The sequence below is a fragment of the Pseudomonas sp. COR18 genome (assembly GCF_048568395.1).
Taxonomy (GTDB): Bacteria; Pseudomonadota; Gammaproteobacteria; order Pseudomonadales; family Pseudomonadaceae; genus Aquipseudomonas; species Aquipseudomonas fuscovaginae_B.
Genome location: NZ_CP183808.1, coordinates 2,055,220 through 2,077,211, shown reverse-complemented (window position 1 = coordinate 2,077,211; position 21,992 = coordinate 2,055,220). Strand labels below are relative to the sequence as shown.

The 21,992-nt window shown below is 65.9% G+C and carries 25 protein-coding genes; 3 read left to right on the top strand and 22 right to left on the bottom strand.

What is annotated here, in order from left to right; genetic code table 11:
* Positions 1-10 precede the first annotated feature (10 nt).
* From ACM62G_RS09590 to ACM62G_RS09495, 20 genes are read right to left on the bottom strand one after another with little or no spacing between them, the layout of a single operon-like run.
* Positions 11-1,237: a beta-ketoacyl-ACP synthase gene (locus ACM62G_RS09590; protein WP_419737064.1), complete on the bottom strand. Its 1,227-nt coding sequence runs from the start codon at positions 1,235-1,237 to the stop codon at positions 11-13.
* Positions 1,237-1,965 (bottom strand): 3-oxoacyl-ACP reductase FabG, encoded by a 729-nt coding sequence (gene fabG / locus ACM62G_RS09585; RefSeq protein WP_419737063.1) that lies wholly within the window; start codon positions 1,963-1,965, stop codon positions 1,237-1,239. Before fabG ends, ACM62G_RS09590 begins: the two co-directional genes overlap by 1 nt.
* A complete protein-coding gene (locus tag ACM62G_RS09580) occupies positions 1,958-2,422 on the bottom strand; it encodes a hotdog family protein (protein WP_273823202.1) in 465 nt (154 codons plus the stop codon). The genes fabG and ACM62G_RS09580 overlap by 8 nt, the downstream gene beginning before the upstream one ends.
* Entirely contained in the window at positions 2,419-3,615 is a 1,197-nt protein-coding gene (locus tag ACM62G_RS09575; RefSeq protein ID WP_419737062.1) for a beta-ketoacyl-[acyl-carrier-protein] synthase family protein, read from the bottom strand. The genes ACM62G_RS09580 and ACM62G_RS09575 overlap by 4 nt, the downstream gene beginning before the upstream one ends.
* Positions 3,612-4,094: a hypothetical protein gene (locus ACM62G_RS09570; protein ID WP_273823199.1), complete on the bottom strand. Its 483-nt coding sequence runs from the start codon at positions 4,092-4,094 to the stop codon at positions 3,612-3,614. The genes ACM62G_RS09575 and ACM62G_RS09570 overlap by 4 nt, the downstream gene beginning before the upstream one ends.
* Positions 4,091-4,825, bottom strand: coding sequence for a class I SAM-dependent methyltransferase (locus ACM62G_RS09565; protein ID WP_054062092.1), 735 nt, complete (start codon positions 4,823-4,825; stop codon positions 4,091-4,093). The genes ACM62G_RS09570 and ACM62G_RS09565 overlap by 4 nt, the downstream gene beginning before the upstream one ends.
* Positions 4,822-6,063, bottom strand: a complete 1,242-nt coding sequence (locus ACM62G_RS09560; protein WP_054060927.1) for an NAD(P)/FAD-dependent oxidoreductase — start codon at positions 6,061-6,063, stop codon at positions 4,822-4,824. The genes ACM62G_RS09565 and ACM62G_RS09560 overlap by 4 nt, the downstream gene beginning before the upstream one ends.
* Complete coding sequence (locus ACM62G_RS09555) at positions 6,060-7,217, bottom strand: sodium:proton antiporter (RefSeq protein WP_419737061.1); 1,158 nt, start codon at positions 7,215-7,217, stop codon at positions 6,060-6,062. The genes ACM62G_RS09560 and ACM62G_RS09555 overlap by 4 nt, the downstream gene beginning before the upstream one ends.
* Complete coding sequence (locus tag ACM62G_RS09550) at positions 7,211-9,553, bottom strand: MMPL family transporter (RefSeq protein WP_419737060.1); 2,343 nt, start codon at positions 9,551-9,553, stop codon at positions 7,211-7,213. Before ACM62G_RS09550 ends, ACM62G_RS09555 begins: the two co-directional genes overlap by 7 nt.
* Positions 9,537-10,160, bottom strand: coding sequence for an outer membrane lipoprotein carrier protein LolA (locus ACM62G_RS09545; protein WP_054060930.1), 624 nt, complete (start codon positions 10,158-10,160; stop codon positions 9,537-9,539). The genes ACM62G_RS09550 and ACM62G_RS09545 overlap by 17 nt, the downstream gene beginning before the upstream one ends.
* A complete protein-coding gene (locus ACM62G_RS09540; RefSeq protein ID WP_054060931.1) occupies positions 10,157-10,582 on the bottom strand; it encodes an acyl-CoA thioesterase in 426 nt (141 codons plus the stop codon). The genes ACM62G_RS09545 and ACM62G_RS09540 overlap by 4 nt, the downstream gene beginning before the upstream one ends.
* A complete protein-coding gene (locus ACM62G_RS09535) occupies positions 10,575-12,119 on the bottom strand; it encodes an HAL/PAL/TAL family ammonia-lyase (protein WP_419737059.1) in 1,545 nt (514 codons plus the stop codon). Before ACM62G_RS09535 ends, ACM62G_RS09540 begins: the two co-directional genes overlap by 8 nt.
* Entirely contained in the window at positions 12,100-13,038 is a 939-nt protein-coding gene (locus tag ACM62G_RS09530) for a glycosyl transferase (RefSeq protein WP_419737058.1), read from the bottom strand. Before ACM62G_RS09530 ends, ACM62G_RS09535 begins: the two co-directional genes overlap by 20 nt.
* On the bottom strand, positions 13,035-13,769 hold the full coding sequence (locus ACM62G_RS09525) for a glycosyltransferase family 2 protein (protein WP_273823187.1): 735 nt from the start codon (positions 13,767-13,769) through the stop codon (positions 13,035-13,037). Before ACM62G_RS09525 ends, ACM62G_RS09530 begins: the two co-directional genes overlap by 4 nt.
* A complete protein-coding gene (locus tag ACM62G_RS09520) occupies positions 13,762-15,432 on the bottom strand; it encodes an AMP-binding protein (protein ID WP_419737057.1) in 1,671 nt (556 codons plus the stop codon). Before ACM62G_RS09520 ends, ACM62G_RS09525 begins: the two co-directional genes overlap by 8 nt.
* Positions 15,429-15,974: a hypothetical protein gene (locus ACM62G_RS09515; RefSeq protein ID WP_054060672.1), complete on the bottom strand. Its 546-nt coding sequence runs from the start codon at positions 15,972-15,974 to the stop codon at positions 15,429-15,431. Before ACM62G_RS09515 ends, ACM62G_RS09520 begins: the two co-directional genes overlap by 4 nt.
* Complete coding sequence (locus tag ACM62G_RS09510; protein WP_054060673.1) at positions 15,971-16,225, bottom strand: acyl carrier protein; 255 nt, start codon at positions 16,223-16,225, stop codon at positions 15,971-15,973. Before ACM62G_RS09510 ends, ACM62G_RS09515 begins: the two co-directional genes overlap by 4 nt.
* Before the next feature lie 9 nt (positions 16,226-16,234).
* Complete coding sequence (locus ACM62G_RS09505) at positions 16,235-16,507, bottom strand: phosphopantetheine-binding protein (RefSeq protein ID WP_017903727.1); 273 nt, start codon at positions 16,505-16,507, stop codon at positions 16,235-16,237.
* The gene (locus ACM62G_RS09500; protein ID WP_054060674.1) at positions 16,476-17,294 is read right to left on the bottom strand and encodes a lysophospholipid acyltransferase family protein; all 819 of its coding nucleotides are present in this window, start codon (positions 17,292-17,294) and stop codon (positions 16,476-16,478) included. Before ACM62G_RS09500 ends, ACM62G_RS09505 begins: the two co-directional genes overlap by 32 nt.
* The gene (locus ACM62G_RS09495) at positions 17,270-17,989 is read right to left on the bottom strand and encodes a beta-ketoacyl synthase chain length factor (protein WP_419737056.1); all 720 of its coding nucleotides are present in this window, start codon (positions 17,987-17,989) and stop codon (positions 17,270-17,272) included. The genes ACM62G_RS09500 and ACM62G_RS09495 overlap by 25 nt, the downstream gene beginning before the upstream one ends.
* A 364-nt stretch (positions 17,990-18,353) precedes the next feature.
* On the opposite strand from ACM62G_RS09495, the gene ACM62G_RS09490 reads away from it, so the two are divergent.
* Entirely contained in the window at positions 18,354-19,130 is a 777-nt protein-coding gene (locus ACM62G_RS09490) for a ParA family protein (protein WP_054060676.1), read from the top strand.
* Positions 19,131-19,135: 5 nt separating this feature from the next.
* Here ACM62G_RS09490 and trxC read toward each other — a convergent pair whose 3' ends face one another.
* A complete protein-coding gene (trxC, locus tag ACM62G_RS09485) occupies positions 19,136-19,576 on the bottom strand; it encodes a thioredoxin TrxC (RefSeq protein ID WP_419737055.1) in 441 nt (146 codons plus the stop codon).
* 225 nt (positions 19,577-19,801) lie between these two features.
* On the opposite strand from trxC, the gene ACM62G_RS09480 reads away from it, so the two are divergent.
* Together ACM62G_RS09480 and ACM62G_RS09475 are read left to right on the top strand one after the other, a co-directional pair.
* The gene (locus tag ACM62G_RS09480; protein WP_419737054.1) at positions 19,802-20,098 is read left to right on the top strand and encodes a type II toxin-antitoxin system HigB family toxin; all 297 of its coding nucleotides are present in this window, start codon (positions 19,802-19,804) and stop codon (positions 20,096-20,098) included.
* Complete coding sequence (locus tag ACM62G_RS09475; RefSeq protein ID WP_273823181.1) at positions 20,095-20,496, top strand: helix-turn-helix domain-containing protein; 402 nt, start codon at positions 20,095-20,097, stop codon at positions 20,494-20,496. Before ACM62G_RS09480 ends, ACM62G_RS09475 begins: the two co-directional genes overlap by 4 nt.
* A gap of 22 nt (positions 20,497-20,518) precedes the next feature.
* Here the strand turns inward: ACM62G_RS09475 and selO are convergent, their stop codons facing one another.
* On the bottom strand, positions 20,519-21,982 hold the full coding sequence (gene selO / locus ACM62G_RS09470; protein WP_419737053.1) for a protein adenylyltransferase SelO: 1,464 nt from the start codon (positions 21,980-21,982) through the stop codon (positions 20,519-20,521).
* Positions 21,983-21,992 lie beyond the last annotated feature (10 nt).

Below are 21,992 nucleotides of genomic sequence, written 5' to 3'. Positions count from 1 at the left end.
GGGGTAAGAATCAGGACCAGCGACGGAACACCAGCGAGGTGTTCACGCCGCCGAAGGCGAAGTTGTTGTTCATCACGTACTCGTTGCTCATCTGCCGGAACTCGCCGCGCAGGTAGTCCAGCTCGGCGCATTGCGGGTCGACCTGGTCGAGGTTGAGGGTGTGCACGTAGCTGTCGCGGTTCATCATCTCGATGCTGAACCAGGACTCCAGCGCACCGCAGGCGCCGAGGGTGTGGCCGAGGAAGCTCTTTTGCGAACTGATGGGCATGCGGCTGCCGAACAGGCTCTGGGTCGCCAGCGTCTCGGCGATATCGCCCTGTTCGGTGGCGGTGCCGTGGCCGTTCACATAGCCGATGGCCTCCGGGGCGAGCCCGGCATCTTCCAGCGCCAGTTCCATGGCCCGGCGCATGGTGGCCTGTTCCGGACGGGTCGCGTGCTGGCCGTCGGCATTGCTGCCGAAACCGACGATTTCCGCATGGATATGCGCGCCGCGCGCCAGGGCATGTTCCAACTCCTCGAGCACCAGCATGCCGCCCCCCTCGCCGATCACCAGGCCGTCGCGGCCGCTGTCGTAGGGACGTGGGCTGGTGTGCGGGGCATCGTTCTTCAGGCTGGTGGCGTAGAGCGCATCGAACACCATGGCTTCGGTGGCGCACAGTTCTTCCGCGCCGCCGGCGAGCATCATCGGCAGGCGACCGAACTTGATCGCCTCATAGGCATAGCCGATGCCCTGGCTACCGCTGGTGCAGGCGCTGGAGGTGGGGATCAGGCGGCCGGTGAGGCCGAAGAAGATGCTGATGTTGGCCGCGGTGGTGTGGGGCATCATGCGCACGTAGGAGTTGGCGTTGAGTCCCTCGGCCACCGAGTTGATCAGCATCATGCCGAAGGCCTTGATCTCGTCGGTGCTGCCGGTGGACGAACCGCAGGCCACGCCCATGCGCCCATCGCGAATGATTTCGTTGCCGAGCAGGCCGGCGTCGGCCAGGGCCATTTCGGCGGCACCGACGGCGAAGCGCGAGACCCGGCCCATGCTGCGCAATTGCTTGCGGGTCCAGTGGGACGGCACCGCGTAGTCATCCACCGGCCCGGCCAGGCGCGTATTGAGTTCGCTGAAGCGGTTCCATTCGTCCATGCGCCGGATACCGCTGCGGCCGGCGCGGAAGTTGGCCTCGATATTGGCCCAGTCGCTGCCCAGCGAGGTGATGCCGGCCATGCCGGTGACGACGACGCGTTTCATCAGCACAGGCCTCCGTTGACGGCCAGAACCTGCCGGGTGATATAGGCCGCTTCGGCGGACATGAGGAAGTTCACCGCACCGGCGACTTCTTCCGGGGTGCCCATGCGCTGCGCGGGGATCATCTTCAGCAGTTCTTCGACCGGGACATTTTCATCGAGCATGGCGGTGTCGATCAGCCCCGGGGCCACGCAGTTGACGGTGATCCTGCGCTTGCCCAACTCGATCGCCAGGGCTTTGGCCGCGCCGATCAGGCCGGCTTTCGAGGCGCTGTAGTTGACCTGGCCACGGTTGCCGATCAGCCCGGAGACCGAGGTGATGCAGACCACCCGACCCGGCGCGCGGCGGCGGATCATCGGCATCATCAGCGGGTGCAGCACATTGTAGAAACCGTCGAGGTTGGTGCGCAGCACCTGGTCCCAGTCATCGTCCGAGAGGGCCGGGAAGGCGCCGTCGCGGGTCAGGCCGGCGTTGAGCACCACGCCGTAGTAGGCACCGTGGGCCTCGACGTCGGCTTCGAGAATCGCCCGGCAGGTTTCCCGCTCGGAAACGTCGAACTGCAGCACCCGGGCGTTGCGGCCCAGGGCCTGGATTTCGGCCTGCACGGCGTCGGCCTCGGCGCGACCGCTGCGGCAGTGCAGCACCAGGTCATAACCGGCCCGGGCCAGGCGCAGGGCGATAGCACGGCCGATGCCACGGCTGGAGCCGGTAACCAGAATGGATTCAGTCATGGCTGGATTCCTGTGATTCGTTGAGATAGTCGGCGGCCTGGGGCGGACGGAACACGTTCAGGCGTGCCGAGGCCTGGATGGCCGCACCACTGAGGTGGCATTCGAATACTCCCATGCCGTTGTCGTCCTCCAGGGAGCGCTGGGCATGGATGGTCAGTTCGCTGCCCTGGGGGAACTGTTCGACGTTGCATTCGAACTTGCGGGTACCGAGCAGGAACCCCAGTTCCACCGGACGGCCCTCGCTGCGGGCACGGCAGCCGGCATAGGCGGCCACGCTCTGGGCCATCAGTTCGATGCCGACCCAGGCCGGCAGGCTGCCGTCCTCCCGGCTGAACAGGCCTCCGGGGCGCACGGTGAGACGGGTGTGAATCTGCTCTTCATCGAAGGCCAGGACCTGATCGATGAGGATCATGTCTGCGGCGTGGGGCAGCAATTCGGCGAGCGGCCAATCGATCATGGGGCGTCTCCGATAATCAGGCTGACGTTGTTGCCGCCGAAGGCAAACGAGTTGCTCATCAGCCGGCGTGGGGTCGTGGGGTCGAGCCGGTCCTGTGGGCCGGCCCAGTGCAGCGCCGGCAACGCCGGGTCGGGCTGACCGTCCCAGATGTGCGGCGGCAGGGCACCCTGCGGGTTCTCGGCGCTCAGGCTCAGCCAGCAGAACGCCGCCTCCAGCGCCCCGGCGGCACCGAGGGTGTGGCCGGTCATGGGCTTGGTCGAGGAGCAGGGCAGCTTGCCGGGGAAAAGGCCGGCCACCGCCAGGCTTTCCATGGCATCGTTGTGCTGGGTCGCGGTGCCGTGCAGGTTCAGGTAGGCGATCTCCTGCGGTTGCAGGCCGGCCTGGCGCAGCGCCTTGCTCATGGCTTGCCGGGCACCCTTGCCGGCCGGCTCCGGTGCGGAAATGTGGTAGGCGTCGCAACTGGCGCCGGCACCGAGCAGGGCGATCGAATGCGTCTCGCTGGCCTGGCGGGTCATCAGGAACAGCACGGCGGCTTCGCCGATATTGATGCCGTTGCGGTTCACCGAGAACGGGTTGCAGCGTTGCTCCGACACCGCCTCCAGTGCACTGAAACCGTTGAGGGTCAGTTTGCACAGGCTGTCGACACCGCCGCACAGCACGGCGTCGCACAGGCCCAGGTCGAGCAGACGCTGGGCACTCATCAGGGCGCGGGCGCTGGACGTGCAGGCGGTGGAGATCACATAGGCCGGGCCGTCCAGTTGCAGCCAGTCGGCGAGGAAACTGGCCGGGGCACCGAGTTCCTGTTGCCGGTAGTCGTAGTCGGCGGGGAACTGCTGGTCACGCAGATAGCTGGCGATACCGCGGCTGGCTTCGTCGATGCCGGAGGTGCTGGTGCCCAGGACGATGCCGATGCGCTCGCGGCCATAGGTGGCGATGGCTTGCCGGATCGGCTCGGCGATCTGCAGGGTGGCCTCCATCAGCAACTGGTTGTTGCGGCTGTGCTGGTCGCTCAGTTCACTGGGCAAGGCCACCAGTTCGCCGCGCACGGCCGCGACCGGCAAGGCGCGTTCCGGGACCCAGCCGGTTTCGGCGCGAACCCCTGCGCAGTCGCCGGCGAACAGGTTGCGTGCGACTTCCTGCTTGTCGCGGCCCAGGGCGCAGATCAGGCCGAGGGCATTCAGGTAGGCGGTCATGGCGCGCTCTCGTTCAACGGGCTGATGCTGTAGTGCAGACCTTGCGGCAGGTCGAGACGGAAGAACAGCGGCTGGCGATAACTGACCCGCCACTGCTCGCCCAGTTCCCGCTGCCCGGCCTGCTGGCGGGCCGTCGGATAATTGTCCGCCAGCTCGGGTTGCGGCGTCAGTGCGAACAGCAGTGCGGCGAACAGTTCGCGGGCCTGCGGGTTGGGTGGCAGCAGGCCGTCGGCGTGCCAGTCACCGTCCTGCAGGAGCTGGCGCGCCAGGGGGATACCCAGCGGGTCCATCAGCGACCAGCGCAGGCCACCGGCCTCGCGCTGGATCACCAGCAGCCAGTCCTGGCGCAGGCCGTCCTGCTGGCGCTCGACCAGCAGTTGCAACGGCAGGGCCAGGGTCGGTGTGTGTGTGGGCAGCGGCAGGCGGCTGGCGCAGGCGCCCAGCAGCAGGAAGCAGCCCAGCAACAGTGCACGTATCATTCGTCACGACCTGCCAGGGGTTTGCGGGCAACCACGTTGACCAGGGTTTCCTCGCGCTGGCCGAAGGGCGGCGGGCTCTTCAGGCGCAGGCGTTCGAGCAGGCCGAAGTCCTTGGCCCGGCTCCACCACAGGTAGGGGTACGAGACGTTCTGCTCGGCGAACTCGAAGCCCTGGTCGCGAATCATGTCCAGGTACTGCGCGGCGCTTTTCTGCACATGCATCGGATGGCGGAACAGCCAGCGGATCACCCAGGTGTCGATGTAGGCCTCGGTGGACTCGGCGAACAGCAGGTAGCCGCCCGGCTTGAGCACCCGATGGAACTCGGCCAGGGCCCGGTCCTGCTGGACCAGGTGGTGGAAGGTCTGGTGGCAGAACAGGATATCGACGCTCTCGGAGGCCACGTCCAGGGTCGCACAGTCGCTGCCGATCAGTTCGATATCGATAGTGCGCCGCCGGGCTTCCTCGGCGGCCAGTTGCAGGCTGTGCGGGTCGGCATCGAGGCCGATCAGCCGTTGCGGGGCGAACACCTGCTGCAGGTACTGGAAGGACTTGCCCTGGCCGCAGCCGGCATCGAGCAGCACCGGGTTTTTCGGCAACTCCTCGCTGAACAGCCGTCGCAGGTCGTTGATCGCCACGCGCAGCACGTGGTGCTGCCAGGTGTGGCTGCGCAGGAACCAGAAGCCGAAACGGGTTTCCTCGACGTAGGTGTCGCTCAGGTACTGATTGCTCATGCCGGGGTGCTCGCACAGATTTCCGAGAGCATCCGCAGCCGGCGCTTGGGCTCACTGACAAAGGGGTTGCGCTCGTCCCAGGCATAGCCGGCGAGGATCGAACTGATCATGGCGCGGATCTCCTCCGAGCTGCCGGGATGGTAGATGACATCCTGGAAGGTCCCGGCGTACCAGCCTTCGACGTAGCAACGGAACGTGTCGACCCCGCGTTTCAGCGGCTCGGCGAACTGGCTCTGCCAGTCGACGCTTTCGCCCTGCAACTGCCGATGCAGCAGGCCCGCGGCCATGCTGGCCGAGCGCATGGCGATGGTCACGCCGGAGGAGAACACCGGGTCGAGGAACTCCGCCGCGTTGCCCAGCAGCGCGTAGCCCGGGCCGTGCAGGCTCTTGACGTTGGCCGAGTAGCCGCCGATGGCCCGCGCCGGGGTGTCCCACTCGGCGTTCTGCAGTACGCGCTGCAGGCTCGGCGTCTCGGCGACGAAACCTTTCAGGCAGGCATCCAGGTCGTCGTCGCGGCCGGCGAAGTGGCTGGCATCGGCCACCACGCCGAGGGAGCAGCGGCCGTTGCTGAACGGGATGGTCCAGAACCAGATGTCGCGCTTTTCCGGGTGGGTGGTGATGAGGATCTTCTCCCGCTCGAAGCCGGGATGGTCGATGCGGTCCTCGATGTGGGTGAACACTGCCTGGCGCACCGGAAAGCCCGAGGGTGCCTCCAGGTCCAGCAGGCGCGGCAGCACGCGTCCGTAGCCGCTGGCATCGAGAACGAAACGGGCTTCGAGCCGATATTCGCTGCCGTCTTCGCGACGGACCTGCAACTGTGGCTGCGGCCGCTCGAAATCGGCCCCGACGATTTCCTCGCCATAGCGGATTTCCACGCCCTGCAGGGCGGCCTGATCCGCCAGCAGCTTATCGAAGTCGGCCCGCTGCACCTGGAAGGTGGTCGGCTTGCCGTTGCTGAAGGTCTTGCCGAAGTCGAAGGCGCTGTAGCGCTCGCCCCAGGCGAAGGCCGCGCCGTTCTTCAGCTGGAAGCCGGCGGCATTGACGGCGTCGAGCATCCCGGCTTCCTCGACGAAGTCCAGGCAGTGGGACAGCAGGCTCTCGCCAATGGAAAAACGCGGGAAGTGCTGGCGCTCGACGATCAGTACATCGTGACCATTGCGCTTGAGCAGGGCGGCGGCAATCGCACCGGAGGGGCCGGCGCCGATCACCAGCACCTCACGGCGTTCCATTTCAGTCATTGGCACACGGGCTCCTTGCCGGTCTCGGCGCTATTCAAGGGAATTCGGTTCAGGCCCGCCAACGCCGGCAGCAGGGTGGCGAGCAGGCCCATCAGCATCAGCGCGAAGTACAGCGTCGGGCTGATCAGTTGTTGTTGCAGGAGCAAGTTGAGGAAAACGATCTCGCTCAAGCCGCGAATGTTGAGCAGCAGGCTTTCCTTCCAGCGGCTGGCACCGGGAAAGGAACTGCCGGCCCAACCCAGGCCCAGCCAGTTGCCCAGCAGCTTGCTGGCGACCGGGACCACCAGCAGCGCGACGAACTGCACCAGGCTCAGGCTGCCCAGGGCGCTGTGCGCGTTGATCTGCACGATGCCGAAGGTGAGGATCAGCGGAATCGCCAGGCCGGTCTGCAGGCGTTCCATCCACGCGGCCTTCAGCGGCGGTACCAGCGGCACCCTGAGCCAGGCCATGCAGAACAGGTAGCCGATGCCGAGGATCAACGCGTTGAGCTTGAAGTGCTCGGCCAGCACCAGCAGCGCGAAGAAGCCCAGGCTGTGGACCAGCGGCTGGCGAATCCGGCAGCCGTACAGGAGCAGTGGCAACAGGGCCCCGCCCAGCGGCAGCAACAGGCTGCCCAGGTGCAGGCTGCCCTGGGCCAGGCCGAACAGGGTCCAGCAGGCCAGGTCGATCAGGATCGCGGCCTGCACCAGGCGCCGGGTGGCGCCGGGCGGGTAGCCGATGTGCTTGAGATAGAGGTACAGCACCGGGATCGCGGTGATGGCGAACACCAGGCCGATCGCCAGGGTATTCAGCCAGTGCTGTTCCGGCAGCAGCCAGACGGCGCAGGCCAGCCCGCAGGCGAATGGCACACCGAAGCTCGGCAGGGCGATCTTCAGGCTGTCGCGGTCCAGCTTCAGCTCGATCACGTCACCGAGGATGCTCCCCAGAACCAGTGCGAAGGCGCAACCGTAGAGGATCCTGAGCCAGTCGGGAGCGACCAGCGCGGCGCCGCTCAACTGCCAGTGCGGCTCGATCCAGAACAGCATCAGCAGCGGCAGGCCGAATGTCGCCAGCAGCAACTGGCTGACGATCGGCACCAGGCCGAACCGGCGGCCGATGCGGGTCGCCACGGCGAATGCGGCCAGCGCCAGGCCCCAGAACAGCAGGGTCAACATGATGCGCCTTCCTTGTCCGTGGTCGCATGCTGCTGCTGCCCGGCCCAGGGGGCGAGCAGGAAGCTGAAGGCCAGGCCGAGGCTGACCGACAGGCCGAAGTTGCTCACCGCCGGCGTACTGGAAATCGCCAGCAGGCCGAACGACAGCCAGGTGGTCAGCGCCGCCAGCAGGGTGCCCAGCAGGCTGACCGCCGCACCGCCGATCCGTTCGCGCATGAGGATGGCGTAATCGACGCTGATGGCCGTGACCAGCAGCAGGCCGAACAGGCTGAACAGGGTCAGCGGTTGCCCCAGCCAGCCAAGGCTGGCCAGGCTGCACAGCGCCGCCAGCAGCGGCAGGGCGACGATACGCAACGCGCCGCCCAGGCCGAACGGCAGGATCAGCAACAGCACGATCAGCACGCAGGAAGCCAGTTTCAGTTCCGCCGCGCTGATCTGCGTGGCGGCGAACACCTTGTTCAGGTCGCCGAGGCGATCCACCAGTTGCACGCCTGGCAGGTCCATCGCCTGGATGCGCAGCAGCTCGGCGTTGTTCAGGCCCTGCAGGCTGACCATGCCGGCCACGCCGTCGGCGTAGGGACCGAGCCAGAGCACCCGCCAGGGTTCGCCAAGGGGACCGGCGAGGGCACTGTCGATATCCTCGATCGGCAGGGCCTGGAGTTCGGCCAGCTCCTTCTGAAGGGCCGCCAGCGGGACGCCGAGGTCGAGCAGCGGCTGCCAGTAGCGTGGCAGTTGCTGGAGCGAATCACGCAGGCGCTGTTGCTCGCTGGGCAGGCTGACCAGCTGGTTCAGCGACAGGTAGCCCTGCAGCTTGTCCAGGCTCACCAGTTGCCCGAGGCGCTTGGCCAGGGCCGTCTGGCGCTCCAGCAACTGCTGCTGGTCGGCGGCGCGGACGAGGAAGAACTGGCTGGTCGGCTGGTAGCCGGTGATCCGTGCAATGGCCTGGGCCTCGGCCTGCAATTGGGGTGGTGCGCCGACCCACTGGCGGATGTCGTTTTTCGTGCCCAGTTGCCACAGGCCGGCGGCGCAGAACAGCATCAGCAGGCCCAGCAGCACGGGGCTGCCGAGTTTCTGCAAGAGCTTCTCGCGCAGCGCCAGCAGCGCCTCGCAGACCTCGAGCGGCCACTGGGCCGGGCGCAGGTCGGCACCCTTGAGCAATGCCGGCAGCAGGCACACCGCGGTCAGGTAGGCGCCGAGCAGGCCGGCGGCGGAGAACACCGCGATCTGGGTCAGCGCCGGGAAGGGGGTCCAGGCCAGGGCCAGGTAGCCGATGCAACTGGTCACCAGGCTCAGGCTCAGGCCACAGAGGGTCATGCGCAGGGCCGGCCAGCTGTGCCAGGGCTTGAGGCTCCAGCTCTTGGACAGGTAGTGCAGCGGATAATCCACCGCGACGCCGATCAGGCTGGAACCCAGCACCAGGGTCATCACGTGCATGCGGCCGAAGAAGGCCACGCAGGCCACGGCACCGAACAGCATGCCCACCAGCACCGGCACGAACGCCAGCAGCACGCGCCAGCGGCGGAACGCCAGCAGCAACAGCAGCAGGATGCCCAGCGTGGCGCCGCCGCCGACCCAGGTGATTTCCCGGGTCGCCTGCTGCTGGCCACTGGCGGCGTACAGCAGGCCGCTGGCGGCCAGCAATTGCACATCGTTCTGGCTCGCCTGCTCGCGGCTCTGCTTGAGCAGTTCGGCCACTTGCAACGGCAGCTTCATGTCGAAGGCGTTGCCGGTGGTCCGGGCACGCAGCAGCACCCAGCTCTTGCCATCGGCATCGGCGACCAGGGCACCGCTGCCGATGTCCAGCTGCACCGCGCCACGCTGTGGCTGGCTGTTCTGGATGCGCCCGGTCAAGCCGAGCCAGTCGTTCTCGCTTGGCACCAGGCTGAAGCCGGCGAACGGATCGAACAGGGTTTGCACCCGCTGCTGGATGAACGCCGCCGGGTCATCGATCAACTGCCGGCGGTCTTTAGCCGAGAGCATCGCCAGGCGGCCCCGCAGCAGTTGCTCGCGCAGGGCCGGCAGGTCGGCCTGCAGATCCCACTGAACCTTTTCGAACAGGCCGCTGGCTTGCCAGCGCTCACCCAACTGGCGGGCCATGGCGATGGCCTGCTGGCGGTCGGCGTGGCCGACCAGCACCAGCATTTCCCGGTTCAGCGGTTCCTGCATGCGCTGTTCGGCCTTGAGCTCCAGCGCATCGGGCGAGGAGCCCGGCACCAGTTCCATCAGGTTCGCCGACAGCGGTGCACTGTGCCGCCACTGCCAGCCGGCGAGGGCGAGCACGGCCAGCAGCAGGATCAGAAACAGGCGCGGCAGCAGGCGTTCACTCGGCAAAGTCATGCTGCTCCGCTTCGCTCAGGGGTTGGCTCGCAGTGCTGTCCTGCATGCGCAGGACGGTGCTGTCGCCCTGGGTTTCCAGCAGTTCGATACGTTGCACCAGGGCGCCGCCATCGATATTGATGCGGGTGAAGATCTGCTTGAGCAGCACCGAGCGTGGCGTCAGGGTCAGCTTCCAGTCGTTCGCCTGGCCTTGCAGTTGCAGTTCGAAGTCGCGCTGCAGGCCGCTGCTGTCACCTTGCAGCACGGCCATGAACAGGCGGTTCTGCTCGGCCCCGGCGCTCTTGTTCGGGACCATCTGCCAGCCGCTGGCGTCGCGTCGGGCGATGCCCTTGGCGGTGATGCGGTAGTCCTGTTGCAGCGGGGTCTTGAGCAGCCACAGCAGGCCATGGTCCCTGGCGAGGACGAAGGTGCCCTTGCTGGTCAGCGGCTGCGGCAGGGCGCGCAGGTGTTTTTCCTGAGTGAAGCTGCCGTGGATCACCGAGGGCTTGGCCAACTGCTCGCTCAACTGTTGCAGGTCGAAGGCCGCGGCCTTTGCGCAAAGCACCAGGCACAACAACAGCAGCCAGCCTCGCACGCTCCCGCAGGGCAGGTACTTCAGGATATTCATGCAAGCACCTTTTCGACCGCGTCGACGAAGACCCTGGGTGAAGCCAGCTGCATTTCGCGGCTCTCGATGTGTACCGCGACCTGCACCGTGCTGGCACGGGTCAGGCGCTCGCCGCTGGCGAGGTCGGTGATCAGGTAGTTCACCTTCAGGCGGTTCTCCCATTCCACCAGGTCGGCCCGCACGTTGATCTTCTGGCCGAACACCGCGCCGCGCACGTAGCGCAGTTGCAGGTCGATCACCGGCCAGGCGTAGCCGGACTCGCGCATCTGCACGTAGTTGTGGCCGATATGGTCCAGCAGCGCGCAGCGGGCGACTTCCAGGTACTTCACGTAGTGGCCGTGCCAGACCACGTGCATGGTATCGACGTCGAAGAACGGCACGAGGATCTCCGTATCGACGTGCAGCACGCCACGACTACGCATGCAGCCTCCAGTGTTGTTCGCCGATGCGTTGCAGGCACAGGCGCAGTTCGCTTTCCAGGGCGCGATCCTCGATCAGTGGCGGGAAGTCCCGGGCCAGTTCTTCGTGCATGGCGGCCAGTGCCGGCGGCAGTGGGCGGGCCTCGGCTTCCCGGCTGCGCAGCCAGACACCCTGGTTGGCGGCCAGCAGGGTGGCGGCGGCGACCTGCTCGGTCAGCTCCAGCACGCGGATTGCGTCGCGGGCGGCGATGGTGCCCATGCTGACCTTATCCTGGTTGTGGCATTCGGTTGAACGGGAAAACACGCTCGCCGGCAGGGTATTTTTCAGCGCCTCGGCGGTCCAGGCGCTGGCACCGATCTGCACGGCCTTGAAGCCGTGGTTGAGCATGGCGCGCTCGCTGCCGGAGCCGGACAGGTTGCTCGGCAGGCCGTGGTTGTAGCGCACGTCCACCAGCAGGGCGAGCTGGCGGTCCAGCAGGTCGGCGACGTTGGCCACCAGGTTCTTCAGGCTGTCCATGGCGAAGGCGATGTGCCCACCGTAGAAGTGCCCACCATGCAGGACACGCTCTTGCTCGGCGTCGATGATCGGGTTGTCGTTGGCGCTGTTCAGTTCGGTCTCGATGAAGCCGCGCAGCCAGCCCAGGCTGTCGGCCAGCACGCCGAGCACATGCGGTGCGCAGCGCAGCGAGTAGCGGTCCTGCAGGCGATGCAGCGGCGCGGTCGGCGCGTCGATCGCCAGGTCCTGGCGCAGCCAGGCGGCGACCTGCATCTGCCCCGGATGCGGCTTGGCGGCGAACAGGCGCTCGTCGAAGTGCTCCGGGTTGCCCTGCAGCGCGACGACGTTCAGCGCGGTGATGCGGGTCGCCAGGCGCAGCAGGTAGTCGGCGCGGGCGAACGCCAGGCAGGCCAGACCGGTCATCACCGCGGTGCCGTTCATCAGTGCCAGGGCTTCCTTGGGCCGCAGGACCAGCGGGTCCCAGCCCAGTTCGCGATGCACGTCGCTGGCCAGGCGGCGCTCGCCACGCAACAGTACTTCGCGCTCGCCGGACAAGGTCGCGGCCACATAGGACAGTGGCGTCAGGTCACCGCTGGCGCCCACCGAACCTTCTTCGGGAATCAGCGGCAGGATGTCCTGGTCGAGAAACGCCTGCAGGCGCTCCAGCAGTTCCACCCGTACCCCGGAAACCCCGTGGCACAGCGACTGCAGGCGGGCGGCGAGCACGGCGCGGGTGGCCTGCGGATCAAGCAGCTTGCCCAGGCCACAGCCGTGGAAGGTGTAGAGATGACGCGGCAGCGCCTCGACGTGCTGCAGCGGCACCGCGACCACGCAGGAGTCGCCGTAGCCGGTGGTGACGCCATAGATCACGCCTTCCTTGTCCAGCAGCGAGTCAAGGAACTGCGCGCCCTTGGCGATGCGCTGGCGGTAGGCCGGGTCGTTTTGCAGTTGCGTCGGCACCTGACGGTTGGCCAGTGCCAGCACGTCTTCGATGCGCAGCGGGAGTTCGCCGAAGGTTACCGGCTCAAGCGGATGCGTTGTCATCGGTCTTCCAGAAGGGGTAGAAATTGAACCATTGTTGGGGCGCTTGCAGGCAGTACTGGCCCAGGCGCTCGGCATAGCGGGCGGTCCATTGGGCGATGACCTGCTCGCGGTCGCCACGCTTCCATTGCACGGCTTCGGCGAAGGGTTCGAGGGTGATGTGGTAGCGGCCCCCAAGCTTCAGGCAGAACAGCAGGTTGACCGGGCATTTCAGCAGGCCGGCCAGCAGCCAGGGCCCCTGGGGGAAAGCCGCCGGGTGACCGAGGAAGTCCACCCGCACATTGCGCCCGCCGTGCAGGGGGACGCGGTCACCGGCAATCGCCAGCCACTCGCCACGGTCCAGGCGCTGGCTCAGTTGCAGCATGATCGCCGGGTCCAGCTCGCTGACCTGGATCAGCCGCAGGTTGGTGGCGCCGGCCTCGCCCAGCAGGCGATTGAAACGCTCGGCGTGCTTGGTGTGTACCAGCACGTTCATGGTGACCTTTTCGCCCAGTTCGGCCAGGGCACGGCAGACTTCCAGGTTGCCCAGGTGGGCGCCGACCAGCATCTGCCCACGCTCGCCGCGCAGTTGGTCGCGCAGCCGGGCCGGGTCGATGATCTCGATCTGCTCGATGCTCAGCTTGCCGTTCCACACGTCGAGCTTGTCCAGCAGCGCATCGGCGAAGGCCATGAACTGGCGGAAGACCTTCATCCGGGTCGGCAGCAGTGCGCTCCGGCCACTCCACGCCGCCAGGCGCTGCTGGTATTGCCAGGCGCTGTGCCGGGCACTGCGGCCGAACAGGAAGAAGTACAGGACGATGCCATGCAGCACCGGGCTGAGCAGCCGGCGGCCGAGCACCCGGACGCCGAAGGCGGTGAGCTTCATCAGCCAGAAGCTGCCGCGCTCCTGGTGGTCGGCCCAGTGTTTCTGCCTATCGCTCATGCCCGCCACCGTCGCCAGAGGATGCTCGGCAGGCGCAGCAGCATGCCGAAGAACAGCCGCGTGTGCATGCCGGAAATCAGCGCGTTGTCATGGAACAGGCGGAAGTGCGACAGGCCGTCCTGCGGGTAGTGGACCCGGGTCGGCAACCAGCGCATCGGCTGGTTGCGCCAGGCCAGGCGCACGAGGATTTCCGGGTCGAAGTCCATGCGCTTGCCGATCCGCGCGCTGTCGATCAGGGCCAGCACCGGTGGCAGCGGGTAGACCCGGAAGCCGCACATGGAGTCGGGAATCTGCAGCGACAGGCTGTTGATCCACACCCAGACGTGGGTCAGGTAGCGGGCATAGAGACGGCCCTTGGGTACGCTTTCGTCGTACTGCGGATAGCCGCAGATCAGCGCTTCGGGATGGCTGCGGGATGTGTCGAGAAAGGTCGCGACATCCTGCAGGTCATGCTGACCGTCGGCGTCCACCTGCAGGGCATGGCTGAAGCCGCGCCGCGAAGCCTCGCGCAGGCCGGCCATCACCGCGCCGCCCTTGCCCTGGTTGACCGGCAGCTTGACCAGGAAGGTGTTCTCGCCCTCGGCCAGACGCTCCAGCACCGCGGCGCAGGCCGGGCTGCTGGCATCGTCCACCAGCACGCAGGGCAGGCCGGCGGCCAGCAGGGCCGCGACCACCGCCGGCACGGCCGTCTCGTGGTTGTACACCGGAATCACCGCACACGGCTTATGCATGCGCCGTCTCCAGCACGATGCGCCCGCTGGAGCAGGCTGCCTCGCCGTTGCGGAAGGCGAAGTAGAGCTTGCCGCGTGCCTGGTCGAAGCGCAGGCTCAGCTCGATCTGGTCGCCCGGGCGTACCAGTTGCTGGAACTTCAGCACTTCCATGCCGGCGAATTTCGCTGGCAGCTCAAGCCGTTCGCGACTCAGTTCCAGGGCCCAGTCCACCTGGACCACGCCGGGCAGTACCGGCGTAACCGGGAAGTGCCCACTGAAGTAGGCCAGGTCCGGCGGAACGGCCAGTTGCAGCAGCCATTCGCCGTCGGTTTGGCTTTGCCCGAGCACTTCCGGCGATTTGGGCCGTGGCGCCTGCAACAGGGCCTGGACCTCGGCCTGCGGCAGCTTGCCCTGGGCGTTGAGCGGCATCTGCCGCAGCAACCGCCAGCGCCGTGGCAGTGCCAGCGCTTCACAGTGCTTGAGCAGGTGTTGGCGCAGGGCCTCGGTCAAGGCGCGCCGGCCCTGGTTGCGCAGGGTGTGCAGGCCCTTGGCGGAGAGCACCAGCAGGGCGCCGAGATAGGCGCGATTTTCCTGCACCACCCCCAGCCGCGCCTCGGCGACCCAGGGGTGTTCGAGCAGGGCCTGTTCGAGCATTGGCAGGGAGATGCGTTTTTCTTCCAGCTTGACGATGCGGTCGAGCCGGCCGAGCAGTTCGAAGCGGCCATCGGCCTCGAAGCGTGCCGCGTCCGCGGTCTGTTCGACATGGCCAACCGGCAGGTACGGCGAGGCGACCTGCAAGGCGCCATCGGCATCCTGGCTGAGGCGGACATCGGCGAACGGGCGCCACAGCCGGTCGCCCTGGCGCCAGGCGATGCCGCCGGTTTCCGAACTGCCGAGGATTTCCGTCGGCCATTGCCCCAGGCGTTGCCGCAGGCTGTCGGCCGCCTCTTGCGGCAGTGCGCCGCCCGAAGAGAACACCCGGCGCACCGCGCTCAGCGCCGGCCAGTCGAGGTTGTCGCCCATGCGCTTGAGCAGCGCCGGGCTGGCAACCCAGGCGAACTGCGGGTGCTCGCGGCTGCTGCGTTGCAGGTCCTCGGGGAACGCCAGTTGCCGGCGCACGAAGGTGCGGCCGGCGCACAGTGGCCAGAGCACGCGGAACAGCAGGCCGTAAATGTGCTGGGCCGCGACGCTGCCGATGATGCAGGCCTGGCCGAGGTCGGCACCCCACAACTGCTCCAGGGCCAGCACTTCGTTGGCCAACTGGCGCAGGCTCTTTTCGATGAGCTTGGGCTCGCCGCTGGAGCCGGAGGTGCACAGGCTTAGGCGGCACAGGTCGAGATCCAGCGCCGCCGACTCCAGTGGCTGGGCCTGCAGGTAGGCGAGGTCGGTGCTATCGATCAGCCACAGGTCGACCTGGGTTGCCCAGCGTTGGCGGGTCTGGTCCTGCAGGTCGGGCAACAGCAGCACGGCCACGCCGGCGCGCCAGGCACCGAACAGGGCGACAGCCAGTTCCCCGGCATCTTCAAGGTGCAGCGCCAGGCGTTGCACGTTCCGTTCGCGCAAGCCGGCGGCCAGGCTCAGGGCACGTTGGCTGAACTGGGCGTGGCCCAGCGGCGGATCGATTGTCACGGCACGCCCGGCGTGCATCCCGAGCAGCAACTGCTCAAGGTTTATCCAATTCATGCGCGGCCTCTTACGCGTTGTCGTATCAGCCATTCAATGGCAAACAGCAGACCCATCAGGCCATAGGCGATCAGGCCGTTGTACAACGTCCACCAGCTCAGCGGCGCCCAGAGGGTCAGGGCGGCGGCGAGCAGGCCGTTACAGAGAAAGAACAGGCTCCAGACCTGGGTTACCCGGCGGGTATAGCGGATTGCCACTTCCGGCAGTTCCGGCTCGCTCAGGCGCGCCAGGCGTTCGGCCACCGGTGGGCCGAACTTCAGGCTCAGGCCGAACAGGCCGAGCATGAAGCCGCTGATCAGCACCGGGTACCAGCGCAGCAGCGACGGGCTGTTCAACAGTCCCAGCAAACCGCAGAAGGCGATGGCGCACAGGGCCATCCACAAGCCGCCGGGTTTGCGTTCGCCGGTCAGGGCACGGGCCAGCCACAGGCTGCCGAGCAACAGCCCGAACTGCCAGGGGGCAAAATGTTCCATGCCGAAATACACCGCGAAGGGGTACAGCAGGCCCGCCAGCAGCAGGCCCAGGCCGATCAGTCGGCTCATGCGGCCGGCTGGACCAGCCGGAATACCGCCTCGACCACGTCGTTGACGGTGCGCACCGCCTTGAATTCCTCGGCGGCGATCTTCTTGCCGGTCTGGCGCTTGATGTGATCGATCAGGTCCACGGCGTCGATGCTGTCGATTTCCAGGTCCTGGTACAGGTTGCTGTCCAGGGTGACGCGCTCGGGTTCGAGTTCGAACAGTTCGACCAGGGCATCGCGCAGGGTATTGAAGATGTCTTCACGGGTTTGCATGGTGGTGTCTCACGCTGCCTGTTTTGCCGTGACGAAAGCCGCAAGGCTGGCCACGCTGGAAAAATGGTCACGGGTGTCCTTGGCGTCGGCGTCGATCTTGATGCCGTAGCGTTTCTGGATGGCCAGGCCGAGTTCGAGGGCGTCCACCGAGTCCAGGCCCAGGCCTTCGCCGAACAGCGTCTGCTCGTTGCCGATGTCCTGGGCGCTGATGTCTTCGAGGCCGAGGGCTTCGATGATCAGCTCCTTGATTTCAAGGTGCAGGGCGCTTGTTGGATCGCTCATCTGTGGCGAGCTCCTTAATGAAGTAATGATGCAGAAAATCGTTGAGCTTGCGCGAAGCCTGGGGCGCGGGGCCCTGGCTGGCGAAGGTCTGTGGGTCTATATCGGCCCCGACACGAAAACTGAAGTGCACCCGGCGGTGCGGGATGCGATACCAGGGTTCGGCCTTGGTCAGGGTGGTGGGGCTGACCTCGATCACCACAGGGGTGATGATTCTCGCACCGCGCAGGGCGATTGCGGCGGCGCCGCGATGAAAGGCCGGTGCCGTGCCGGGCGAGGTCCGGGTGCCTTCGGGGAAGATGATCAGGGTCTGGCCACCCTGCAGGGCACCGACGGCGGTATCGAGCATCTCCATGCTGCCGTCGTTGCTGATGTATTCGGTGGAGCGCACCGGCCCGCGGGTGAACGGGTTTTGCCAGAGGCTCTGCTTGACCACGCAGTTGGCGTTGCGCACCAGGCCGATGAGGAACACCACGTCGATCAGCGACGGGTGGTTGGCGATGATCATCTGGCCGGGACGCCCGAGCCGATCCGCGCCTTCGACCTCATAGGTCAGCACACCGCTGCGGGCCATGAAGCGGATGAACAGCCAGAACAGCCGGCTCACCGTGCGTCTGGCCCGCTCGCGCTGGCGTTGCGCGTCGCCGGGCAGGCAGGCGAGCAGGGGGAAGATCACCAGGCGCAGGCACAGGCCGCCCAGGCCGAACAGGGCAAAGCTGATGGCGGTGGCCAGCAGGCGCCAGTAATAGGCGTCGCGTGGCCTAGTCATGCTCGGCGTTGCCAGTTCCATGCACGGGTCTTCCATGTGTGTTGGCAAGCGGTTTGCGATCCGAGCAGGGTTCGTACCAGGTTCAGCGCATGGGGCCATTCGGCGCGAGTGCCCTGGTCCTCGCAGCGCCCGAGGGACAACTGCCAGTCATCGCCCGGTGTCAGCAGCAGGCCGACGGCATAGGGGAACGGCACGTCGTCGATCCAGCGGCTGTAGGCCTCGGGCGGCTGTTCCTCGGTGATCACCAGCAGCACCGCCGGCGCGCCCTCGGCGAGCAGCGCCGCGGCTTCCAGCATGCCGTGCTCGAGACCGTCGCCATTGGCGGCCAGGGCGGTCATTTCGCTGGTTTCACCGCGCATGATCGACCACAGGCCGATAATGGCGTTATGCACCGAGAGGCTGAACTGGGTGGGCGAGAGCGGCTGGTCGGCGGCCAGGTCGCTGAGGATTTCCAGCGTGCGCGGGGTTTCGCCGTGGCGGGAGACGAATACCAGGGGCAGTGCCTCATGGCCCTCGGCCAGTGGCCAGCCGACGCTGAACGCCATGCGTGCCAGGCGGCTGAGACGACGGCGCTGCATGGCCGGCAGGAACGACACATCGGGAGCCGCATCGCTCGCGGCTGGCACCGTGGGCTGGCGGCTCCAGGCCTGCCAGTCGGACACGCTTTCGAGGCTCGGGGCCCAGGCGCGCCATTGAGCGATATTGAAGTTGATCACTGAGTGTCTTCCCGCCCCTGCGGGCTTCCTTGAAACGCTGCGGCTGGATGCTTGGAGCGATACCCACCTTGGCGTGGCGCTGTGGCCGAGTGGCGCGCATTATCCCGGTGTGGCGGGCTTGTAGCAAACAATTGGCTACATTTTGCACGATAAAATTTACAGACGGACAACCGAATAGATGTCATATGGCTATTATTCATGTTTTCGGTGAGACATCTGTCGGCCGTTTCCTTCGATTGAATGGAATCTTTCGGAGTTCGCCGAGTTATCGGTTATCGCGAGGGGGTTCTTGTCTCCTCGAGGTGGCGAAGCGACAGCCAAGCCCTCTACACTCGGTCATTCATTGATACACGGAGGTCTTGTCATGCGGCGTGTGGTGTTCAATCAGAAAGGTGGGGTCGGCAAGTCGAGCATTGCCTGCAACCTGGCGGCAGTCAGTGCCAGCGAAGGTTATAGGACCCTGTTGGTGGACCTCGATGCCCAGGCCAACTCCACGCAGTACCTGACCGGCCTGACCGGTGAGGACATTCCCATGGGGATCGCCGACTTCTTCAAGCAGACCCTGTCGTCCGGGCCGTTCTCGAAGAAGAACCAGGTGGATATCTACGAGACGCCGTTCGACAACCTGCATGTGATCACCGCCACCCCCGAACTGGCCGACCTGCAGCCCAAGCTCGAGGCCAAGCACAAGATCAACAAGCTGCGCAAACTCCTGGAGGAATTGGCCGAGGACTACGATCGCATCTACCTGGATACTCCGCCGGCACTGAATTTCTACGCGGTTTCAGCGTTGATCGCCGCTGATCGCGTATTGATTCCCTTCGACTGCGACAGTTTCTCGCGCCAGGCGCTGTACGGCCTGCTGGCGGAGATCGAAGAGTTGAAGGATGACCACAACGAGGATCTGCAGGTCGAGGGCATCGTGGTCAACCAGTTCCAGGCCAGGGCCAGCCTGCCGCAGCAGATGCTCGACGGCCTGATCGCCGACGGGTTGCCGGTGCTACCGGTGTACCTCGGCAGTTCGGTGAAGATGCGCGAGTCCCATGAGGCCAGCAAACCGCTGATTCACTTCGACCCGCGACACAAGCTGACCCAGCAGTTCGTCGAACTGCACAACCTGCTGGAAGAGAAGGCCCAGTAAGGCCACTAGGCCGCGATGCCCTGGCTGCGCAGCCAGGCCAGCAGTTGCGGCAATGGAAAGGCCCCGCTCTGGCGCGCGACTTCCCGGCCATTCCTGAACAGGATCAGGCTGGGAATCGAGCGGATGCCCAGTTGGGCCGACAGGTGCTGGTTGGCCTCGCTGTCGAGCTTGGCCAGCCGGCACTTGCCGGCCAGCTGGCTGGCAGCCTGTTCGAACACCGGTGCAAACGACTTGCACGGCCCGCACCAATCCGCCCAGACATCCAGCAGCAACGGCAGGTCGCCCTTGACCTGGCTGGCGTAGGCGCCCTGGTTCAGGTCGAAAGGCTTGTTCAGTAGCACCTCGCCCTTGCAGCGCCCGCATTTCGGCTGGTCGCCGAGGCGTTCGGCAGGCAGGCGGTTGAGGCCGTTGCAGTGGGGGCAGGGGATCATCAGGGGGTCGGACATGGGCATGGGCTCCGCAGGATTGGCCACTGTTCCTATCTGGAGGCTGGAGCGCGCTTTATCAAGGCGCTGCGCCGGTGTCGCATACCCTCACACTTTTCAGTCACGGGGTCTCTGGTTGAGCACCTAGCCTGAAGGTGTACGCCATCGGTCAGATTCTTTCATAGCAAACTGCGATAGTTTGACGCGACGGCTAGTCTCTATAGCAAGGTGCGATAAGGATGTTGCATGCGTGTGATTACCGAGAAGCGGATTCGCGAGGCCAGGGCGAAATGGCCTGAGGCTGCCAGTGCGCTGGATGCCTGGTACAGGCGGATCAAAGGGAGCAGTCCTGGAAATTTTTCAGCGCTCAAGGCGATATTTCCGGCGACAGACAAGGTCGGCAGGCTGCATGTGTTTGATATCGGTGGGAACAAGCTGCGGCTGATGGCGGGTGTGCATTACGGTGCCCAGCAGTCGTACATCAAGCAGGTGCTGGACCACCGCGACTATGACAAGGGTAAATGGAAGGAGACGTGTCGATGAACGCTGCCGTCAAGCAGGCATCCGAGCACTGGCCGTTTGTGGAACCACTGCTGCGCAAACCAAAAAACGAGGCCGATTACGATGCTCTTGTCGAGGCTCTCGACGAGCTGCTGGGCATCGTGGGTGAAGACGAATCGAATCCGCTCATGAGCCTGGTGAACATCATCAGTGATTACATCGAGGCTTATGACAAGGAACACTGGCCCATGCCGCTGGCCAGCGGGGCCGATGTGCTGCGGGAGATGATGCGCGAGCATGGCCTGAAGCAGAGCGATTTGCCCGGGGTCGGACCGCAATCGGTGGTCTCCGAGATCCTCAGCGGCAAGCGCCAGCTCAACCTGCGCCAGATTCGCTGGCTGGCCGAGCGCTTTGGGGTGCGGGAGCAGATCTTTATCTGAGCCAGCCGTATGGCCTCGTGCTTCAGGATGAGCAACTGATTTCCAGATGCTTGCCCCATTCCGGTGGCCTTTCGGCATAGACCTCCATCCCTGGCTGTTCCTCGAACGGTTGGCTCAGTACCGCGTGTAGCTGGCGTACTTCGGTGTAATCGCCTTTTTCCGCAGCCTCAATGGCCCGCTGCGCCAGGTAGTTGCGCAGGATGTACAGCGGGTTGACCGCGTGCATGCGTGCCTGGCGCCGAGCCTCATCCTGGTCCGGCTCGCGGGCGACACGGGCGGTGTAGCGTTCGGCCCAGGCATCGAAGCCCCTGAGGTCGATGAAGTCGTCGCGCAGGCGTGCCACCGCCAGGTGGGCCGGCTGGTCGCCCAGGCGGCGGAAGAACAGGCTGTAGTCGACGCCGCCGACCTGCATCCGCTGCAGCAAATCCTCCACCAGTTGCTGGTCGCCATCCTCCGCGGTGGTCAGGCCGAGGCGGCGGCGCATCAGGTCCAGGTAATGCGCCTGGTACAGTGGCAGGAACAGCCCCAGGGCTTCGCGCAGGGCCTCGACGCTGATGAAGGGCGTCAGTGCCTGCGCCAGCGCGCTGAGGTTCCACTGGCCGATCGGCACCTGGTTGCTGAACGAGTAGCGGCCCTGGTCGTCGGAGTGGTTGCAGATGAAGTGGGCATCGAAATCATCGAGGAAGGCGAAGGGGCCGAAGTCGAAGGTGATGCCCAGGATCGACATGTTGTCGGTATTCATCACGCCATGGCAGAAACCATAGGCCTGCCATTTGGCGATCAGCTCAGCGTTGCGCTCGACGATTTCGCGGAACATCGCCAGGTATGGCTCCGGCTGTGTCAGGCACTCGGGGAAGTGCTGCGCCAAGACGTATTCGGCGAGCTGTTTGTGCTGCTCGGTCTGCTGGGTGTAGTAGAAGTACTCGAAGTGGCCGAAGCGGACATGGCTCGGCGCCAGGCGCAGGACCATCGCCGCGCGCTCCTGCCGCTCGCGCCAGACCGGGGTATCCGAACCGATCACGCACAGTGCGCGGCTGCTGGGAATGCCCAGGGCCTGCAGGGCTTCGGAGGCGAGAAATTCGCGGATCGACGAGCGCAGCACCGCTCGGCCGTCGCCCATGCGTGAGTAGGGGGTCTGTCCGGCACCCTTGAGGTGCAGGTCCCAGTGTTCGCCGGCCGCGTTTTTGACCTCGCCGAGCAGCAGCCCGCGGCCATCGCCCAGGCGCGGGTTGTAGGAGCCGAACTGGTGTCCCGAATAGACCATCGCCCGTGGCTCGGCCTCGGCCCACAGCGTGTGGCCGCCGAACAGCTGGGCGAAGTCGTCCTCTTCGGCGCTCGCCGGGTCCAGGTCGAGCAGCGCCATGGCCGCAGGGCTGGCCGCGACCAGGCGCGGGTTGTCGATGGGCTCGGGCAGCACATGGGTGGAAAAGGCATCGCCCAGGCGGGCGAAGCGGTTGTCGAAGGTCAGTTCGTCGAGGGCTTTCAACGGCCATCTC

Bases quoted from the DNA above. Each gene is read 5' to 3' on its own strand.
- ACM62G_RS09590 (WP_419737064.1), bottom strand. From the start codon at position 1,237: ATGAAACGCGTCGTCGTCACCGGCATGGCCGGCATCACCTCGCTGGGC.
- fabG (WP_419737063.1), bottom strand. From the start codon at position 1,965: ATGACTGAATCCATTCTGGTTACCGGCTCCAGCCGTGGCATCGGCCGT.
- ACM62G_RS09580 (WP_273823202.1), bottom strand. From the start codon at position 2,422: ATGATCGATTGGCCGCTCGCCGAATTGCTGCCCCACGCCGCAGACATG.
- ACM62G_RS09575 (WP_419737062.1), bottom strand. From the start codon at position 3,615: ATGACCGCCTACCTGAATGCCCTCGGCCTGATCTGCGCCCTGGGCCGC.
- ACM62G_RS09570 (WP_273823199.1), bottom strand. From the start codon at position 4,094: ATGATACGTGCACTGTTGCTGGGCTGCTTCCTGCTGCTGGGCGCCTGC.
- ACM62G_RS09565 (WP_054062092.1), bottom strand. From the start codon at position 4,825: ATGAGCAATCAGTACCTGAGCGACACCTACGTCGAGGAAACCCGTTTC.
- ACM62G_RS09560 (WP_054060927.1), bottom strand. From the start codon at position 6,063: ATGACTGAAATGGAACGCCGTGAGGTGCTGGTGATCGGCGCCGGCCCC.
- ACM62G_RS09555 (WP_419737061.1), bottom strand. From the start codon at position 7,217: ATGTTGACCCTGCTGTTCTGGGGCCTGGCGCTGGCCGCATTCGCCGTG.
- ACM62G_RS09550 (WP_419737060.1), bottom strand. From the start codon at position 9,553: ATGACTTTGCCGAGTGAACGCCTGCTGCCGCGCCTGTTTCTGATCCTG.
- ACM62G_RS09545 (WP_054060930.1), bottom strand. From the start codon at position 10,160: ATGAATATCCTGAAGTACCTGCCCTGCGGGAGCGTGCGAGGCTGGCTG.
- ACM62G_RS09540 (WP_054060931.1), bottom strand. From the start codon at position 10,582: ATGCGTAGTCGTGGCGTGCTGCACGTCGATACGGAGATCCTCGTGCCG.
- ACM62G_RS09535 (WP_419737059.1), bottom strand. From the start codon at position 12,119: ATGACAACGCATCCGCTTGAGCCGGTAACCTTCGGCGAACTCCCGCTG.
- ACM62G_RS09530 (WP_419737058.1), bottom strand. From the start codon at position 13,038: ATGAGCGATAGGCAGAAACACTGGGCCGACCACCAGGAGCGCGGCAGC.
- ACM62G_RS09525 (WP_273823187.1), bottom strand. From the start codon at position 13,769: ATGCATAAGCCGTGTGCGGTGATTCCGGTGTACAACCACGAGACGGCC.
- ACM62G_RS09520 (WP_419737057.1), bottom strand. From the start codon at position 15,432: ATGAATTGGATAAACCTTGAGCAGTTGCTGCTCGGGATGCACGCCGGG.
- ACM62G_RS09515 (WP_054060672.1), bottom strand. From the start codon at position 15,974: ATGAGCCGACTGATCGGCCTGGGCCTGCTGCTGGCGGGCCTGCTGTAC.
- ACM62G_RS09510 (WP_054060673.1), bottom strand. From the start codon at position 16,225: ATGCAAACCCGTGAAGACATCTTCAATACCCTGCGCGATGCCCTGGTC.
- ACM62G_RS09505 (WP_017903727.1), bottom strand. From the start codon at position 16,507: ATGAGCGATCCAACAAGCGCCCTGCACCTTGAAATCAAGGAGCTGATC.
- ACM62G_RS09500 (WP_054060674.1), bottom strand. From the start codon at position 17,294: ATGGAACTGGCAACGCCGAGCATGACTAGGCCACGCGACGCCTATTAC.
- ACM62G_RS09490 (WP_054060676.1), top strand. From the start codon at position 18,354: ATGCGGCGTGTGGTGTTCAATCAGAAAGGTGGGGTCGGCAAGTCGAGC.
- trxC (WP_419737055.1), bottom strand. From the start codon at position 19,576: ATGTCCGACCCCCTGATGATCCCCTGCCCCCACTGCAACGGCCTCAAC.
- ACM62G_RS09480 (WP_419737054.1), top strand. From the start codon at position 19,802: ATGCGTGTGATTACCGAGAAGCGGATTCGCGAGGCCAGGGCGAAATGG.
- ACM62G_RS09475 (WP_273823181.1), top strand. From the start codon at position 20,095: ATGAACGCTGCCGTCAAGCAGGCATCCGAGCACTGGCCGTTTGTGGAA.